Raw genomic sequence first — 15,796 nt, 5'->3', positions numbered from 1 at the left:
CGTCGCACGCCATTTCCGTTCCGCCGGGTCAATTCATGCCGGCGGGACAGTGTTCGCGAGAGCAGTTTGAACTGCAGACACCGCGGGTATCAGAGCGCTGTGTCCTCACTGTGGATGAAGAGCGTTCATGTCGATGCGCCTAATCGGAACATTGCCGATTCGCGCTTCGACTACGTCGTTGTCGGCGGTGGCATCACCGGCGTGACCACTGCCCTGCTCCTGGGTCGGTCCGGTGCCGACGTCGCCCTGGTCGAAGCCCGACACGTCGGTGCCGTGGCCACGGGCAACACCACCGCGAAAGTCAGTGTGCTCCAGGGCACTCGACTGTCCTCCATCTCAGGTAAGCACTCGGCCGCAGCGTTGCGGGGTTATGTCGACGCCAACGTCGAAGCCCAGCAATGGCTGCTGGCCTTCTGCCGGCAACACGACGTGCCGTTCGAGATCGAGACGGCGTACACGTACGCGCAGTCGGACAAGGGCCTCGACAGCATCCGCAAGGAATTCCAAGCCGGCCAGAAGGCGGGCCTCGACGTCCGGTGGGTCGATGATCCCGGGACCCCGTTTCCGTCGGTGGCGGCAGTGGCCCTCGACGATCAGGCCCAGTTCCACCCACTCGATGCCCTCGGAGCGCTCGTGGCCGAAGCCCAGCGGCATGGTGTGCAGGTCTACGAGAACACCCGGGTCGTTTCTGCGCACAGCAAAGACGGCGACCAGATACTTCGCACGGACCAGGTGGATCCCGTCTCCGGAGAGGACCTCACCGTTCGCGGCAAGAAGATCATTTTGGCCACCGGCACACCAATTCTCGATCGCGGTGGATTCTTTGCCCGCGTTCATCCCGAACGTTCGTACGCTGCCGCCTTCTCGGTCTCGGAGCCGATCATGGCGGGTATGTACCTTGCGGCCGACCAGCCGTCGAGGTCGGTCCGGTGGGCACCGGGGCCCAGCGGCGAGCCACTGCTCCTCACCGGCGGAAGTGGACATCCCGTGGGCCGGGCCAAGTCAGAGCAGGAACACGTTGACGAGCTGATCGACTGGACCACAACGTATTTCCCCACCGCCGAGCTGACCCACCAGTGGTCGGCACAGGACTACATCACGATCGACGAGTTGCCTTACGTGGGGCCGATCCTTCCCGGGCACGACAGTGCCTACGTGGCCACCGGATTTGCCAAGTGGGGCATGACAAATGGGGTCGCTGCAGCGTTGGCGCTCGCCGGCCGACTCCTCGGCGGTAGTCCGCTGTGGGCTGAGTACCTGGATTCGTCCCGCCCTGCGCAGGTCGTGGGGGTCCCGTCTGCCGCCGTGATCAATGCTGAAGTCGGGCTGCACATGGCCAGGGGGTGGGCGGGCGCGGCGATCAAACCCGGCAACGCCTCGGATAACGACGAGCCTGTTCCTGAGGGCGGCGGAGTGCTGCGTCGCAATGGTGCCAGGCCGATGGGCGTGTGCACCGTGGAAGGACAGACGCACAAGGTGTCGGCGGTGTGCCCTCATCTTGCCGGTGTACTCAATTGGAACGACGCCGAGAAGTCGTGGGATTGCCCGCTCCATGGATCACGTTTCGCTGCCGATGGAGCGGTCCTGGAGGGACCGGCCACGCGGCCTCTCACCAAGCTCGACTGACCAGTTCTGACGCTCGACCCTGCCGATATGGTCGTTGCTGTCGGTCCGTCGTGGGATCTACTGCTTGAGCGGAAGTGTTACTTCACCAGTTCGATGGCGACCAGACGGCCATCGTTGTCTGCTTCGCCCTCGTGAACGGTCACAGATTCGGTCAGCGTTTGCAGCACGTGCCATCCAAAGCCGGTCTGTGGCAACGAGTTCGAACTCGGGAGCCACGACTGGACCACACCGTTGAAATGGTGCTCGGCTGTGGTGAAAGCGACTGTCAGTTCGGCACCAGGTCCGGCGTGCCCGATGATCGTCATCGCGGCCTCGTCGACGGCCAGCTTGATGTCGGCAACCTCGTCCAGCGAGAAATCGGCAAGCACCGCCAAGGTCTCGGCGATGGCCCGGACCATCGCAACCTGCGACTTGTCGGCGGGCACCCGGATGTTCACCGGTGCCACTGCCGTTTCGTCGATACGCATGACGTCACCCACTACCACTTCGATCCCCCTTTACCGGGCAGGTTACCCCGGCCAACGGCGTTGATCACGATCGACATTTGCACTACTCCTACTACGGTCTCACCCCGTATACCCCGACGATGCCTGCCCTAAGCACTCGAAGAGCAACAAATAGTCAGGGTGCCTACAGTGCCCCACGATTTCACAGTCCGATGCCCGGGAACGCGCCGCATCACCGTTGTGCGGCGAGCAAAGTGAAGCGGTTCTGGGTCGAGCAGCTACTGCGCGGGAGTGGCTTGGCGTGCCGATTCCAACGAGTCGAAACATTCGACAAGGTCCCCGAGAAGCCCCAACGGCCGACTCACGGGCCGCCCGCAAGCCACCGCGAACCATCGATCCTCTGTGGCGGCTGTCTCGGCAACGTCGATGAGCAGTTTCAGGCCCGACGACGGTACGAAGTCGACGTCGGACAGGTCGACGATCAGTGCCCTGGTTCCACTGAGCAGATGACCGAGATAGTCCTGGAGGAGCACAACGGTGTCGCGGTCCATCTCACCATCGACCCGGACGACGACGGGATGCGCACGGGTGCAGGAGAACGTGATCTTTCTGGTGCATGTGTGCCCGAGCTCGGTCATGGAGCCGATGTCTCGTAGTTCAGGATAGAAATTGGTCTCCGATGGCGACATGAAAACCTCCGGCCGTCTGGCGATGACTGCCCCTGGAACTCGCCGCCCGCTGAGCAGGCCAGTCCAGAAAGCCCGGCTGCCTTCCCAACCTGATTAACAATCTACAATTCATTCTTCAATTCAGGAAGGAATTCGACCCACCCAGTGCACCTTCTTCGTCAGTGCCGAGCTCGTCGCGCAACTTGGCAAGGGTGCTGGAGAGGATGCGTGAGACGTGCATCTGAGAGATCCCGAGCTGTTTCGCGATCTCGGTTTGGGTTTGAGATCCGAAGAATCGCAGCACCAGGATTCGTCGCTCTCGCTCGGAGAGCTTGGCGAGGGCCGGCCGGATCGCGACGTAGCTTTCGACGTGCTCGTACTCGGGATCTTCCGAACCCAGCGTTTCCAACAACGGTGCGCCGAGCTCGTCGTCGGCTGCACCGGAATCGGTCGACAGCGCCTGGTACGCCCCACGCGCCAAGAGGCCTTCGGTCACCTCCGCGACGCTGAGGTCGAGTTCGGCGGCTATCTCGCTGGCCGACGGTGCCCGCCCGAGCCGCTGGGACAGGTTTTCCGAGGCGTCGCTGATCGACTTGTGGAGTTCCTTCAGCCGGCGGGGTACCCGGGTGGCCCAAGCCGCATCCCGAAAGTGCCGGCGCACTTCGCCCATGATCGTGGGCACTGCAAAAGAGACGAACTCCGAACCGTGCTGGGGATCGAACCGGTCCACCGCATTGACGAGACCGAGGCGGGCAACCTGGACGAGGTCGTCGTGGTTTTCGCCGCGACCACTGAAGCGACGGGCGATGTTCTCGGCGAGAGGGAGGCAGCGGGTGATGACCTGGTCTCGAAGACGGTCCGCAGCGGGCGTGCCCTTCTCTTTCTCCCGTAGACGCGCGATCAGATCCACGACATCGGCATAGTCGTCTGAGACCCGCGCCTTCGGTTGAGTTCGCTCCAACACGGTCCCATCTACGCTCGCTGGTTCAACTCGTCTGGGTTACCCCGTCGAGTTCGTCTTCAACCACCCTTTCATGCGGCCCTGTTCTCGAGCAGCGCTTGGGTTCACCACGGCAATCCGTGGGTATCCGACCCGCGTGCCCGAGATACAAAACGGGCGAACCAGACCAGGAGGACTCATGAGAGCAGTGACGTGGCAGGGCAAGCGGGACGTGCGTGTCGAAACGGTACCGGACCCGAAGATCCAGGAGCCTACCGATGCCATCATCGAGCTGACGACCACGAACATCTGCGGCTCGGACCTCCACCTTTACGAGGTGCTCGGGCCGTTCATGAATGCCGGCGACATCCTGGGTCACGAACCGATGGGACGGGTGGTCGAGATCGGGGCTGACGTGAAGAACCTGGCCGTGGGTGACCGTGTGGTCATTCCGTTCCAGATCTGTTGTGGCAGTTGTTTCATGTGCGACAGAGGGCTTCACACCCAATGCGAGACCACGCAGGTCACATCGGAGGGTCGCGGCGCGGCCCTGTTCGGGTTCTCCCAGCTCTACGGCCAGGTTCCCGGCGGTCAGGCCGAGTACCTTCGAGTCCCTCTGGCCGACTTCACCCACATCAAGGTGCCCGAGGGGCCGCCCGACTCGCGATTCGTCTACCTCTCCGACGTTCTCCCGACAGCCTGGCAGGCCGTGGAGTACGCCAACGTGCCCGACGGTGGAACGGTGACCGTTCTCGGCCTCGGTCCGATCGGCGACATGTGTGCGCGCATCGCTGCACACCGTGGGTACGACGTCGTCGCGGTGGACATGGTGCCGGAACGTCTGGATCGGGCCACGGCGCGTGGTATCGACACCATCGACATGCGCTCGAACAAGAACATCGGAGAGGTCATCCGGGACCGCACCTCAGGGCGCGGAACCGACTCCGTCATCGATGCAGTGGGCATGGAGGCCCACGGTGCGCCCGTGGCGAAGCTAGTCCAGACGGTCGCCGGCCTACTTCCCGATGCGGTGGCTCAGCCGGTGTTCAAGACCGCCGGCGTGGACCGGCTCACGGCTGTCTACACCGCCATCGACGCTGTCCGGCGCGGCGGCACGGTGTCTCTCATCGGTGTCTACGGCGGCGAGGCAGACCCGCTGCCTTTGGGCACCATGTTCGACAAGCAGATCAATGTGCGGATGGGGCAGGCCAACGTCAAGCATTGGGTGGACGACATCATGCCGCTCCTCACCGACGACGACCCGCTGGGCGTGGACACCTTCGCCACGCACGAAGTCAGTCTCGAAGAGGCCCCGCACGCCTACGAGATCTTCTCCAAGAAGCAGGACGGCGCGGTCAAGGTCCTGCTCCGTCCCTGAGGACCGAGGGCCTCACCGCACATCGGAGAAGACTGCTCGAGAACCCTCACCGGTTCTTGGCAGTCTTCTTTCTGTTCGCCTTCTTGATGGCGGTGACCAATTCCTTCTTCTTCATAGAAGAGCGGCCCTTGATGTCGAGTCGCTTCGCCACCTTGACCAGGTGATCCTTGCTGGCGTTGGCGTCCACTCCCTCGGCAGACTTACCCGATGGATTGGGGCCACCACTCTTGGCCCGGCTGTCAGAGGGACCCTTCTTCTTCTTGGGTTCCCAACGGTCGCCGACCTTTTCGAAGCTGTGCTTGAGAGCGGAGAAGGCTGTGCGGTGCGCTCGTTTCTCGTCGCCGTATTCGTCCATCGCCGAGTCGTAGGTCTTGGTGAACGTGCGTTGTGCCTTCTTGCCCGATTTGATCAACGTACTGGGCAGCTCACTCTTCTTCGGCGCACCCGATTTTGCTGTCTTCGGCATGTGCTTCCTCCTTCTCGAGAGTTCGATCGGTCCTGGAGGTTACCCGTCAACAGGACCGTCAAACTCGAGGTTTCACCCGGTCAGCGCCGGGTAAGCAGCGGTGAAGAGAAAGGTGCACATCATGAGCGAACATCCAGCCGAGAACATCGAATACCCGGGCCGCACCGGGGACATGAGCGAGCAACCACACGACGAAATGCGTTCGTACCAGGGCCGCGGACTCCTGCAGGGCAAGAAGGCTCTCATCACCGGCGGCGACTCGGGCATCGGACGGGCAGTTGCCGTCGCGTACGCCAAAGAGGGCGCAGACGTCGCCATCGCGTACCTCGACGAGTCCGACGATGCCGCCCACACCAAGGGGCTCGTCGAAGCAGAAGGGCGCCGATGCACCACGTACGCAGGGGATCTGGCCGATCCCACACACTGCCGCCAGATCGTGGGCCGCACGGTCGACGACTTGGGCGGTCTCGACATCCTCGTGAACAATGTTGCCTACCAACACGTTGTCGAGGACTTCTCCGAGATCACTCCCGAGCAGTGGAAACGAACGTTCGACGTGAACATCCACAGCTTCTTCCATGTGACCCACGCTGCCCTCGAGCACCTCGGCGAGGGTTCGGCAATCATCAACACCGGCTCCATCAACGGGCTGCGCGGCAACGCGTCACTGATCGACTATTCGGCCACCAAGGGCGCTGTCATCGCGCTCACCTACTCGCTCGCGCAGAGTCTCGTCGACCGCGGAATCCGGGTGAATTGCGTTGCGCCGGGACCGGTCTGGACACCGTTGATCCCCGCGACAATGCCGGCTGACAAGGTCGCGGACTTCGGCAAGCAGGTGCCCATGGGCCGCGCAGCACAGCCGGACGAGATCGCACCGTCCTACGTGTTCTTCGCATCGCAGACCATGTCGTCGTACTACAGCGGCGAGGTGCTGGCTCCGATCGGCGGCGAAACGCTGCCCGGCTGAGGTCGGCGGGCCGGGCAGGACAACCGACTACGGGTTCTTTGCCTCGGTGATCGCCTCACGGATCGCCTCCGCGCATTCGGCTCCCGCAGGTTCGGGGCCGAGCCCGATGTAGAAGGTACCGGCTTGTCCGTGCTCTCCCGGGAAGCCGCCCAGGGTGATCCCCGAGTCCTCCACCGCCGCAAAGGTGTCTTCGAGCGCGCTGCCCACCCGGGCCGACGCCTGCGACATCGGCACCGACAGCACGGCGGTGCCCCGCTTCTCGCCCGCCGTCACCACGATCAGGTGAGTGGAGTGGATGACCACGAGCACCTCGTGTGCCGCATCCGGATCGGTCCAGTTCGCCTTGCGGCGGAACACCTTTCCCAGAAGTGAGTTCGAGGGCAGATTCTGGCTGGAGGTGAGCCAGGCCGGCATGTCATCGCTGAGAACCAATTGATGGCTTTGTGCATGTTCTGCCAGAGCTGCCGTCATTTCCATGGACAGTTCGTCGAAACGGACCATTCGGGTGGACCGCTTGTACATCGTGGTGCTCATGCTGGTGCCTTCTCTGCTCCGGACTCGGCCTGTGCGCTGGCTTCCACCGCGCCCGACCACGCCACAGTGACCGCGCCGACGACCGCGAAGATGAAGCCGAGAACAGCCAACCACGTCCGGCCCGGGAGTGCGTTGTCGCCCAGCCAGATGATGCCGACCAGACCGGGCACCACCGTCTCGCCCACCACGAGCGCTGCGGTCGCGCCGTTGACCGAGCCCAGCTGCAGCGCGACGGTGTGCAGGTAGTAGCCACCTATTCCGGCGACCGCAAGCGCGTAGGCGGCAGGGTCGGTGAGGATGTCGACCACGTCGAAGTCCGAGATGCCGTGCAGGATGCGCACCGCAATGGCAACAGCGCCGAACATTGCGCCCGCACACAGGCCAGCGGCAATCGCCGCCCGGGAGCCCAGCCACCGGATCAACCCGATCGAACCGGCAAACAACGCAAGCGTGACGGCAAGTAGCCCCCAATGGAACCAGGCGGCATCGTGGCCGTGCCCTTCGGAGTCCGCCGAGATACCCAGCGCGAACAGCGCCACGATCACGACGGCGATCGCCAGCCAGTCCCTTTTGTGCAGGTTGATGCCGAGCACGAAGATGCCGAGGATCGCTGTCACCACCAGGTTCGCACTGACGATCGTCTGCGACAGGAAGAGCGGGATGAGACGTGCCGACACCGCGCTGCCGCCGAACCCGACAACATCGAGAACGGTTCCGACGATGAACGCGGTCGTCAAGACCGCGGCCATCGTCGACCGCATGGTCGGTGCGCCCTTGTCGGTTTCGAAACCGCTCTCGCCGCGCGCGGCAGCCGCTTGCCTCGCCGAGCGTGCGCCGTAGGCCTGCATGACGGACGACACCCCGTATGCGATGCACGCGAACAGCGCCGCGAGAATCCCGATGATCATGAGGGGATTATGTCGGGGCCCGACCACTTCCGCGCATGAACGCGCCTTCCGAACGCGGAATAGTGCGGCGCAACCGCCTGTTGTAGAAAACGACGGTGTTCGTATCACTGCCCCGGGTACCACCCCAAAGTTGCTGCGAGCAACCACTTGCCGAGAGGCGCACTGGCGAGCATCGTCCCTGCTTCGGCACAAGCCGCGGACCTCGATCGAGGGCCGCGGCTTTTGTCGTGAGCGAGCACGGTGCCGGCCACGTCACCCGGAGGTAGTCTTGTGACGGCGCGCACTTTCGGGTGCGCCATCTCGCTATCTGTCCAACCAGTGCAGGTTCCATGCAGCGGGGGTTGCATTCTGGGCTTCGACAGCCTGGTCACCGACGACACAGGGGACAACATGCGTGTCACATTCAACGAACAGCTCCGGGTACTCAATGCCACGCTGAGCGCGATGGCGACGTTCGCCGGAGATGCCATGCAGCAAGCGGGGCTGGCCGTCGAACACGCGGATCTGGCCGGCGCGGAACGCGTGGTCAGTTCACACGACGAGCTGCGGTCCCTATCGGCCAGGGCGGAGTCGCAGGCCTTCACCCTGTTGGCCCGGCAGGCACCGGTGGCGTGCGATCTTCGTACGATTGTCGCCTCCACCCACATCATCGCCGATCTCGACCGCATGGGCGGATTGGCCGTACACATTGCCGAAGCAGCCAGGCGGCGTCATCCCATGTGCGTTCTGCCTGCCGAGATCACACCGCATTTTGCACAGATGGCGCGTGTCGCCGAGACGATGGCACACACGGTCGGAGATGTACTGCTCACCCATGACCCCGCCGAAGCGCGCCGACTGAACGACGATGACGACGTCATGGACGACCTACACGCACGATTGACCGCAACCCTCACCGATCCCAGCTGGTCGCATGGAGTGTCCGCCGCCGTCGACATCACTCTGCTCGGCCGCTATTACGAACGCTTCGCCGACCACGCAGTACTGGTCGGACGACGGATCATCTTCCAGGTCACGGGCGAATTGCCACAGCCCGCACGATGATTCGCGCGCTCAGCGGGGATTGAGGACGTCGGTGCCGACAAAAGGCACCAGCGCCTCCGGCACCCGCACGCTGCCGTCCGGCTGCTGGTGGTTCTCCAGGATCGCCACGATCCAGCGGGTGGTGGCCAGGGTGCCGTTCAGGGTCGCGGCCACCTGCGGCTTGCCGTTGTCCCCGCGGTACCGCACCTGGAGCCTTCTGGCCTGATACGTCGTGCAGTTGGATGTCGAGGTGAGTTCGCGGTAGGTGTTCTGCGTCGGAACCCATGCCTCACAGTCAGATTTGCGGGCCGCCGACGAACCGAGGTCGCCGCCGGCAACGTCGATGACGCGGTACGGCACATCGATCGCCGCCAGCATGTCCTTCTGCCAGCCGAGGAGCTTTTCGTGCTCGGTCTTGGCGTCTTCGGGCTTGCAGTAGATGAAGGCCTCGACCTTGTCGAACTGATGCACCCGGATGATGCCGCGGGTGTCCTTGCCGTAGCTACCCGCCTCACGACGGAAGCAGCTCGACCAACCCGCATACCGCTTGGGTCCGGCGGACAGGTCGAGGATCTCACCCATGTGGTAGCCGGCGAGTGGGACCTCGGACGTACCGACGAGATACAGATCATCTTCGGCGAGGTGGTACACCTCGGCCGAGTGGGCCCCGAGGAATCCGGTGCCGTCCATCACCTCCGGTCGAACCAGTACCGGAGGGATCATCACGGTGAAGCCGTTGGCCGTCGCCTTCTGTGCCGCGAGCTGCAACAGTCCGAGCTGCAGCATGGCTCCCGGCCCGGTCAGGAAGTAAAAGCGTGAGCCCGAGACCTTCGCGCCGCGCTCCATGTCCAGCAGACCGAGGCTCTCGCCGAGTTCCAGGTGATCCTTGGGGTCCTCGATCGGGGTGGGCTCGCCCACGGTCTCCACGAGGACGAAGTCCTCTTCGCCACCGGCAGGTGCCTCCGGCGTCACGATGTTGTTGATGGCGCGATGAGCGGCAGCCATCTTCTCGTCGGCCGCAGACTCGCGGGCGTGAGCGGCTTTGACCTGGTCCGCGAGGTGCTTGCCCCGAGCGAGCAGTTCCTGCTTCTCCTCGGCGGGCGCCTTCCCGATGAGCTTGCCGAGGTCCTTCTGTTCCGAGCGCAGCTGATCGGCCTCGGCGATGGCGGCCCGACGCTCGGAGTCGGCGGCGAGCAGCACATCCACGAGGCCGGGATCCTCACCGCGGGTGCGTTGAGATGCCCGGACGAGGTCGGGGTTGTCGCGCAAAATCTTCAGGTCGATCACTCTGGAAACCCTACTGGTCGAGCAGCCCCAGGTAATCTTCGCGCCCGAACATCGAAACGGCATCACGCGCGGTGGGGTGCCCAGTGTCCGGATCGGCCCCCGCGGCGATGAGCGCTCGCACCACATCGTCATGCGATTTGAAGACAGCGCCGGCGAGCGGCGTCTGCCCCTTGTCGTTGACGCGGTTGACGTCTGCACCAGATTCGATCAGCCCGGACACCACGTCGTGGTGCCCGTGGTAGGCCGCCAGCATCAGCAGGGTGTCGCCCGCACCGTTCGTCAGATTGACCGGCACACCGGCTTTCACATATCCGAGTACGGCCGTGTCACCGGACCGTGCCATGTCGAACAGCCGTCCGGCCAGCTCGGCGACATCCTCGCTCGGCGTCACGGCGTCAGAGTCATCGCCTCGCGCGTCTGATTCCATCCTCCGACGATAACGCGGGCCATGCACCCGAGGGTTTCGTCTCGCGGCCACAGACCTCAGTGCACAACGCGGGCCATGCACCAGAGGGTTTCGTCTCGCGGCCACAGACCTCAGTGCATGATGGACACGATGGTTGACAGAGACGGCCGACGGGATCGACTGGGTCACGTGCTTCGACACCCGGTCAGGGTGCTGCTTGCCGCCATCCTCGTGGGCGCGGTGATCTGCGCAGGCGTGGTGGCAGTGCTGGGTGGATTCGACGATCCCGGCAAGGTCGACGGAGAAGAGATCGGCGACGCCAAGACGTCGGCGCGGTCGAGCCCGTTCTCGGAGTCGGTCGCCGGCGACTGCCTGACCTGGCCGGTGGACCTACCGGCCAAACAGTCCAAGGTCGACTGCACCGCCGAGCACATGTTCGAGGTCGCCGGATCTGTGGACACTGCGGCTTACCCGGGTGTCCAGTTCGGCGAGGATGCGCCGTGGCCCACCGCCGAGCAGTTCACCGCAATCCGCGACGAACACTGCCCGGTGGTGGTGAACAACTATCTGGGCGGCCAGCTCGATCCGGCCGGTCGGTTCTCGGTCGGACTGATGTACCCCTCCCAACAGCAATGGACGGACGGGGAACGCAGTTTGCGCTGTGGGCTGCAGTTGTCGGGCACCACCGGCACATTGAAGCCGTTCGCCGGTCTGGTGCGGGACCAGGACCAGTCGCAGCAGTGGCCCGAGGGCACCTGCATCGGGATCGACCCGGCCACCCGCAAGCCCACCGATCCGGTGGATTGCGCTGAGCCGCACGCTTTTCAGGTCACATCTGTGGTCGACCTCTCGGCGAGGTTCGACCCCACGGGGGCCGGTGCGCCGTATCCCCCTGTGGCCGAACAGGACAACTACCTCAAGACCACCTGCCCCGACGTCACCAGCCAGTTCCTCGGCGGCCCCGACAAGCTGACGCAGACCACCCTCAACCTGCAGTGGTCCACACTCGCCGAGCCGAGTTGGCTGGCCGGTAGCCGAAAAGTGGTGTGTTACATCGGCTTACCCGATCAAGGTGGATTCGCCACGCTGGTCGGCGACGCCGCGGCCGGAAACCTGCTCATCAACGGCAAGGTGCCGACCCCGCCGCCCGTCGAGCCTCCTGGACGCCTCATCCCATCACCGGTGCCACTGCCCCCCGGTATCGAACCCAATCCGATCGAGACCCCGGCGCCGGCCGGCGGCGGTGGTGGCTGACCGATGCCGGTTGTCATGTCGGACAAAGCGTTCGACGAACTGGTGTCCGATGCGCTCGACACCATCCCCGAAGAACTCGCTGCTGCGATGAACAACGTGGTGGTCCTCGTCGAGCCGCACCATCCCGAGGAACCAGACCTGCTCGGGCTGTACTACGGAATCGCACTGACCGAACGCGACAGCCACTACGGCGGCACCCTTCCGGACACCATCACCATCTATCGCGAGCCCATCCTCGACATGTGCGACAGCGAGGACGAGGTGATCTCAGAGGTCGCCATCACGGTGGTCCATGAGATCGCACATCACTTCGGGATCTCCGACGACTGGCTCCACGCCAACGGGTGGGGTTGAGACCGGAGCGCACCGCCCCGACCAGCCCAACCGCCCCGACTAGCCCATCGGGTCGCGGGCGAGCTCAGGTTCGTCGTCACGCCGGAACGGCGGTAGTTCACTGCCCCACCGCAGGCACGTCCATCCGTCTTCGGTCCGGGTCAGTTCGATGGATCCTGTGTTCCCCAGGTGGTGGGCGAGCGCGAACTCGGTCGGCATGTTCACCAGGCGGGCTGCGACGAGCCGGATGGCTGCGCCGTGACTCACCAGGTGCACGTCGGGACCGGAGCCGTCGGCTTGCAGGTACCGGTCGGCGATGTCCTCGATGACGGGCAGGAACCGCTCGTAGACGTCGTTCAGTGATTCTCCGCCGGGCAATCGAGCACCGAGGTCACCGGCGAACCAGCTGCGGACCGTGGTGGAGAACACCTTGTGCGCGTCTTCTGACGTCTGGTCCTCGAGGTCGCCGACCTGAACCTCGTGCAAGCCATCGAGTACCTGGTTCTCCACGTCCCACACCGAACCGATCAGGTCGGCCGTCTGACGAGCTCGCCGGGCCCGCGACGAGAACAGCACCGGGTCCGTTACGTCAGGTCGTTCGAGTGCATACCTGGCGGCCTGGCGTGCGCCGAAGTCGGTGAGACCCGCGCCCGGCAATGCGGTGTCGAGTCGTTGGAGCACGTTCGAGGTGGTCTCGCCGTGCCGGACGAGATGCAATGAGCTCATCGGTCCAGACCCTGCCTGATCGATTCGAGCCACTGATCGCTCTGTTGATGGCTGGGCGGCGGGGTGCCGTTGGGCCGGGCCGACGGCCACGAGCCGAGAAAGTGCATCGCCGTGGCCCGTCGGTGGAGGGCACCGAGCGCTTCGGCGATGGGCGGATCGTCGAGATGCCCCACCACATCGAGATTGAAGAAGAAGCCGCCCGGCTCCCGTCTGGGTCGTGACTCGATACGCGTCAGGTCGATGCCGCGCGTCGCGAACTCGTACATGGCAGCCATCAGCGAACCCGGGACGTTGGGAAGATCCAGGGTCACCGACGTGCGGTCTCGGCCGGTGCGGGCGGGGACGGGACCGGGCCTGCCCACCAATACGAAGCGGGTGTTGGCTTCGTCGGAATCGGCGACGCCCGTCGCCAGTGCGTGAAGGCCGTAGAGCCGGACCGACAGCGGCGTGGTGATCGCGGCATCCGCCCGGCCTTCCACCACGTCCTGCGCGGCCGCCGAATTGGACCCGCTGGTGACGAGTTGCGCCCGCGGATAGTCGCGCTCGAGCGTCTCGCGAACCTGTGCCGAGGCCACCGGGTAGGCGGCGATCGTCGTGATGTCCGAGGAGGCCATCGGCCCGCGGGTGGCCAGCGTGAAGGCGATGTCCAGGACTGTTTCGGCAAAGATCTGCACCCTGGAGCCCTTGATCAGCGCGTCCAGGGTCGCCGGCACAGAGCCTTCCACCGAGCTCTCGATCGGGACGCATCCGTAGGCGACCTCACCTCGACGTACGAGATCAATCACCCGGCCCGGGCTCGTGGCACTGACTCGTTCGACATCGCCGTCGTCCCCGAACGACGGATTCTCGGTGAGCAGTTGCTCCAGAGCCATCTCGGTGAACGTTCCGGAGGGTCCGAAGTAGGCGATCGCAGGCACGATTTGAAGATTACGGCAGTGAACGGGAGTCGCCGGAAAGCTTGCGGGACGAGACAACCCGTGATTAGGTTAGGGTTACCTACACCGAGCAGACAGGGTGACACCCTTCCGCCGACCATCGAGGACAGCAGATGTCGAAAATCGCCACCGCACGACCATCAGACGCCGAGCTGATCCGTACCGCCTGCATGCGCGTCACCGAAGCAATGCTCGCCATCGAGGGCAGCGAACCCTCGCCGGTGACGATGGTGCACCTGTACGACTCGCAGGCGTTTGTCCTCGTACCCTCCGACTCCGCCGCGTGCGCTCTCGCCTGGCAGGCCGGTTCGGCCGGACTGCCGGCGATGGTCGAGGTGACCGACCTCGCCCCCATCGAGCTACGGGAACAGGTCCGTTCCCTGATCTGGCTCAACGGGGCACTCCATTCGGTGCCCTCGGATCTCGAACGGGATCTGGCCTGCGAGATCGCCACCGACCACCCGTCGGCGGGCCTGCTCGACATCGGTCACGGCTACTCGCTGCTCCGCCTGAACCTGAGCTCCGCGGTTCTTGCCAATTCATCCGGAGCCGCCTCGGTGTCCACGCCCGAGTTGTCCGCAGCCGCACCCGACCCCTTCTGGGAGCTGGAGGCTGACTGGGTCGCCCACCTCGACGAGGATCACGCCGATCTCGTCGCGGCGCTGAGCGGCCGGCTGCCGGCAGAACTGCGCGAAGGCCAGGTGCGCCCGTTGGGCATCGACCGCTTCGGCGTGCGGCTCCGCATCGAGGGACCCGAGAGCGATTCCGATGTTCGACTGTCGTTCCCACGACCGGTTCACGACGTCTTCGAGTTGTCGCGTGCTCTGCGCGCCTTGGCAGGCTGCCCCTACATCAACAGCCTGCCCGGCCAGAGCTGACGTCGCTGCGCAGAGAGCGCCAGTAACCTCGACCGGGTGAACCTGCGCCCGTGGCTACAACCGACACGACCGGCGCAGCCGGAGGTGATCACCGATCCCCGTCAGCGACGCGCGATCGGTATCGAGATCACGATCGTGCTCGTCCTCACCTTCGGGTTGTCGGGAGCAAGATCTCTGCTCTCGATCATCGAGACCGCAATGTCCGAGCGCGGGGTGGGCGGCAGCGCGGTCGCCCTGAACAACAGCGCATCCGATCTCGGTCTCATCGACTTCTTCTACCAACTCCTCGATGCCTGCAGATTGTTCGGCATCGCCGCACTGGCGGTGTACCTGATCTGGCGTGCCGGAGTTCCTTTGGCACGCATCGGGTTTCCGCGCGTAAAAGCGCGGTTCGATCTTCCCTTGGGGATCGGGCTGGCCGCACTGATCGGGATACCCGGCCTCGGTCTCTATGTTGTCGCAAGGGCTTTGGATCTCAACGTCCAGGTTCTCCCGTCGAATCTCGACGAGACATTCTGGAGATTGCCGATGTTGGTGTTCGCGGCGATCGGCAACGCGGCAGCCGAAGAGTTCCTCGTGGTGGCCTACATCATCACCAGGCTGCGACAACTCGGATGGAGCGAGAACCGCAGCCTCCTGTTCTCTGCCGTGCTCCGCGGTAGCTATCACCTCTATCAAGGTGTCGGCGGCGGACTCGGCAACGTCGTCATGGGCCTCGTCTATGGCCGCGTTTTCCAGCGGACCAATCGAGTGTGGCCGCTGGTCATCGGGCATGCACTCATCGATACCGTCGCCTTTGTCGGGTACGCGCTGTTGAAGGACCACCTACGGTGGCTGGAAGCCAATTGAGTCGCATCCCGCCCTGAAATCTGTCGAATACGAGTGCGCCGAGGGGATGGTTCCCTCGGCGCCAGCACAACCGACAGCCTTCAGGGACTACAAACAGGCGAGCTTACGACCGGGCGTTCTTCAGTAGAGTCTGTGCAATGACTGACCAGGACGAGCCGTTCATCCGCCG

General features: G+C 64.3%; 18 protein-coding genes. 8 read left to right on the top strand and 10 right to left on the bottom strand.

Annotation, left to right across the window (positions count from 1 at the left end; translation table 11 throughout):
* The first annotated feature begins 99 nt into the window (after nt 1–99).
* Entirely contained in the window at nt 100–1,626 is a 1,527-nt protein-coding gene (locus tag MVA47_RS04870; RefSeq protein ID WP_308280487.1) for an FAD-dependent oxidoreductase, read from the top strand.
* Between the two features lie 77 nt (nt 1,627–1,703).
* Here the strand turns inward: MVA47_RS04870 and MVA47_RS04865 are convergent, their stop codons facing one another.
* The 3 genes from MVA47_RS04865 to MVA47_RS04855 all read right to left on the bottom strand — a co-directional run bounded on the left by MVA47_RS04865 (nt 1,704) and on the right by MVA47_RS04855 (nt 3,704).
* Nucleotides 1,704–2,093, bottom strand: coding sequence for an ATP-binding protein (locus MVA47_RS04865; RefSeq protein WP_247206906.1), 390 nt, complete (start codon nt 2,091–2,093; stop codon nt 1,704–1,706).
* Between the two features lie 257 nt (nt 2,094–2,350).
* On the bottom strand, nt 2,351–2,761 hold the full coding sequence (locus MVA47_RS04860; RefSeq protein ID WP_247206905.1) for an STAS domain-containing protein: 411 nt from the start codon (nt 2,759–2,761) through the stop codon (nt 2,351–2,353).
* Between the two features lie 115 nt (nt 2,762–2,876).
* A complete protein-coding gene (locus MVA47_RS04855; protein ID WP_374474093.1) occupies nt 2,877–3,704 on the bottom strand; it encodes a SigB/SigF/SigG family RNA polymerase sigma factor in 828 nt (275 codons plus the stop codon).
* A 175-nt stretch (nt 3,705–3,879) separates the two neighbouring features.
* Here MVA47_RS04855 and MVA47_RS04850 point away from each other — a divergent pair, with 175 nt between their 5' ends.
* Complete coding sequence (locus MVA47_RS04850; RefSeq protein ID WP_247206904.1) at nt 3,880–5,058, top strand: zinc-dependent alcohol dehydrogenase; 1,179 nt, start codon at nt 3,880–3,882, stop codon at nt 5,056–5,058.
* Between the two features lie 46 nt (nt 5,059–5,104).
* Here the strand turns inward: MVA47_RS04850 and MVA47_RS04845 are convergent, their stop codons facing one another.
* Nucleotides 5,105–5,524, bottom strand: coding sequence for a ChaB family protein (locus MVA47_RS04845; protein ID WP_247206903.1), 420 nt, complete (start codon nt 5,522–5,524; stop codon nt 5,105–5,107).
* Nucleotides 5,525–5,645: 121 nt separating this feature from the next.
* On the opposite strand from MVA47_RS04845, the gene MVA47_RS04840 reads away from it, so the two are divergent.
* Complete coding sequence (locus tag MVA47_RS04840; protein WP_247206902.1) at nt 5,646–6,494, top strand: SDR family oxidoreductase; 849 nt, start codon at nt 5,646–5,648, stop codon at nt 6,492–6,494.
* Nucleotides 6,495–6,521: 27 nt separating this feature from the next.
* Here MVA47_RS04840 and MVA47_RS04835 read toward each other — a convergent pair whose 3' ends face one another.
* Together MVA47_RS04835 and MVA47_RS04830 are read right to left on the bottom strand one after the other, a co-directional pair.
* The gene (locus MVA47_RS04835; protein WP_023954945.1) at nt 6,522–7,028 is read right to left on the bottom strand and encodes a hypothetical protein; all 507 of its coding nucleotides are present in this window, start codon (nt 7,026–7,028) and stop codon (nt 6,522–6,524) included.
* Nucleotides 7,025–7,936 carry a hypothetical protein gene (locus MVA47_RS04830; protein ID WP_247206901.1) on the bottom strand — a complete coding sequence of 304 codons (912 nt, stop codon included), beginning with the start codon at nt 7,934–7,936 and terminating at the stop codon, nt 7,025–7,027. Before MVA47_RS04830 ends, MVA47_RS04835 begins: the two co-directional genes overlap by 4 nt.
* Nucleotides 7,937–8,326: 390 nt before the next feature.
* Between MVA47_RS04830 and phoU the strand changes: the two genes are divergently transcribed.
* Nucleotides 8,327–8,980, top strand: a complete 654-nt coding sequence (phoU, locus tag MVA47_RS04825; protein ID WP_247206900.1) for a phosphate signaling complex protein PhoU — start codon at nt 8,327–8,329, stop codon at nt 8,978–8,980.
* A 9-nt stretch (nt 8,981–8,989) separates the two neighbouring features.
* On the opposite strand, the gene serS is transcribed toward phoU, so the two are convergent.
* Nucleotides 8,990–10,246, bottom strand: a complete 1,257-nt coding sequence (serS, locus tag MVA47_RS04820) for a serine--tRNA ligase (RefSeq protein ID WP_247206899.1) — start codon at nt 10,244–10,246, stop codon at nt 8,990–8,992.
* 10 nt (nt 10,247–10,256) lie between these two features.
* Nucleotides 10,257–10,673, bottom strand: a complete 417-nt coding sequence (locus MVA47_RS04815) for an ankyrin repeat domain-containing protein (protein WP_247206898.1) — start codon at nt 10,671–10,673, stop codon at nt 10,257–10,259.
* A 129-nt stretch (nt 10,674–10,802) separates the two neighbouring features.
* On the opposite strand from MVA47_RS04815, the gene MVA47_RS04810 reads away from it, so the two are divergent.
* Nucleotides 10,803–11,906 (top strand): septum formation family protein, encoded by a 1,104-nt coding sequence (locus tag MVA47_RS04810; protein ID WP_247206897.1) that lies wholly within the window; start codon nt 10,803–10,805, stop codon nt 11,904–11,906.
* 3 nt (nt 11,907–11,909) lie between these two features.
* Nucleotides 11,910–12,260 carry a metallopeptidase family protein gene (locus MVA47_RS04805; RefSeq protein ID WP_023954955.1) on the top strand — a complete coding sequence of 117 codons (351 nt, stop codon included), beginning with the start codon at nt 11,910–11,912 and terminating at the stop codon, nt 12,258–12,260.
* A gap of 39 nt (nt 12,261–12,299) precedes the next feature.
* Here MVA47_RS04805 and MVA47_RS04800 read toward each other — a convergent pair whose 3' ends face one another.
* Complete coding sequence (locus MVA47_RS04800) at nt 12,300–12,965, bottom strand: histidine phosphatase family protein (protein WP_247206896.1); 666 nt, start codon at nt 12,963–12,965, stop codon at nt 12,300–12,302.
* The gene (gene pheA / locus MVA47_RS04795; protein WP_247206895.1) at nt 12,962–13,882 is read right to left on the bottom strand and encodes a prephenate dehydratase; all 921 of its coding nucleotides are present in this window, start codon (nt 13,880–13,882) and stop codon (nt 12,962–12,964) included. The genes MVA47_RS04800 and pheA overlap by 4 nt, the downstream gene beginning before the upstream one ends.
* A gap of 131 nt (nt 13,883–14,013) precedes the next feature.
* Between pheA and MVA47_RS04790 the strand changes: the two genes are divergently transcribed.
* Together MVA47_RS04790 and MVA47_RS04785 are read left to right on the top strand one after the other, a co-directional pair.
* Nucleotides 14,014–14,778 carry a DUF2470 domain-containing protein gene (locus tag MVA47_RS04790; protein WP_247206894.1) on the top strand — a complete coding sequence of 255 codons (765 nt, stop codon included), beginning with the start codon at nt 14,014–14,016 and terminating at the stop codon, nt 14,776–14,778.
* 36 nt (nt 14,779–14,814) lie between these two features.
* Entirely contained in the window at nt 14,815–15,627 is an 813-nt protein-coding gene (locus tag MVA47_RS04785) for a CPBP family intramembrane glutamic endopeptidase (RefSeq protein ID WP_247206893.1), read from the top strand.
* Nucleotides 15,628–15,796: the final 169 nt, after the last annotated feature.

Origin of the sequence: Williamsia sp. DF01-3, assembly GCF_023051145.1 — a bacterium.
In the GTDB taxonomy this organism is placed as follows: Bacteria; Actinomycetota; Actinomycetes; order Mycobacteriales; family Mycobacteriaceae; genus Williamsia.
This window is presented reverse-complemented; position numbering and strand designations above follow the sequence as displayed.

Excerpts from the sequence above, each read along its gene's own strand:
- MVA47_RS04845 (WP_247206903.1), bottom strand. The coding sequence starts at position 5,524 with ATGCCGAAGACAGCAAAATCGGGTGCGCCGAAGAAGAGTGAGCTGCCC.
- MVA47_RS04850 (WP_247206904.1), top strand. The coding sequence starts at position 3,880 with ATGAGAGCAGTGACGTGGCAGGGCAAGCGGGACGTGCGTGTCGAAACG.
- MVA47_RS04805 (WP_023954955.1), top strand. The coding sequence starts at position 11,910 with ATGCCGGTTGTCATGTCGGACAAAGCGTTCGACGAACTGGTGTCCGAT.
- MVA47_RS04840 (WP_247206902.1), top strand. The coding sequence starts at position 5,646 with ATGAGCGAACATCCAGCCGAGAACATCGAATACCCGGGCCGCACCGGG.
- MVA47_RS04830 (WP_247206901.1), bottom strand. The coding sequence starts at position 7,936 with ATGATCATCGGGATTCTCGCGGCGCTGTTCGCGTGCATCGCATACGGG.
- MVA47_RS04865 (WP_247206906.1), bottom strand. The coding sequence starts at position 2,093 with ATGCGTATCGACGAAACGGCAGTGGCACCGGTGAACATCCGGGTGCCC.
- MVA47_RS04835 (WP_023954945.1), bottom strand. The coding sequence starts at position 7,028 with ATGAGCACCACGATGTACAAGCGGTCCACCCGAATGGTCCGTTTCGAC.
- MVA47_RS04860 (WP_247206905.1), bottom strand. The coding sequence starts at position 2,761 with ATGTCGCCATCGGAGACCAATTTCTATCCTGAACTACGAGACATCGGC.
- MVA47_RS04790 (WP_247206894.1), top strand. The coding sequence starts at position 14,014 with ATGTCGAAAATCGCCACCGCACGACCATCAGACGCCGAGCTGATCCGT.
- MVA47_RS04815 (WP_247206898.1), bottom strand. The coding sequence starts at position 10,673 with ATGGAATCAGACGCGCGAGGCGATGACTCTGACGCCGTGACGCCGAGC.
- MVA47_RS04810 (WP_247206897.1), top strand. The coding sequence starts at position 10,803 with ATGGTTGACAGAGACGGCCGACGGGATCGACTGGGTCACGTGCTTCGA.
- phoU (WP_247206900.1), top strand. The coding sequence starts at position 8,327 with ATGCGTGTCACATTCAACGAACAGCTCCGGGTACTCAATGCCACGCTG.
- MVA47_RS04800 (WP_247206896.1), bottom strand. The coding sequence starts at position 12,965 with ATGAGCTCATTGCATCTCGTCCGGCACGGCGAGACCACCTCGAACGTG.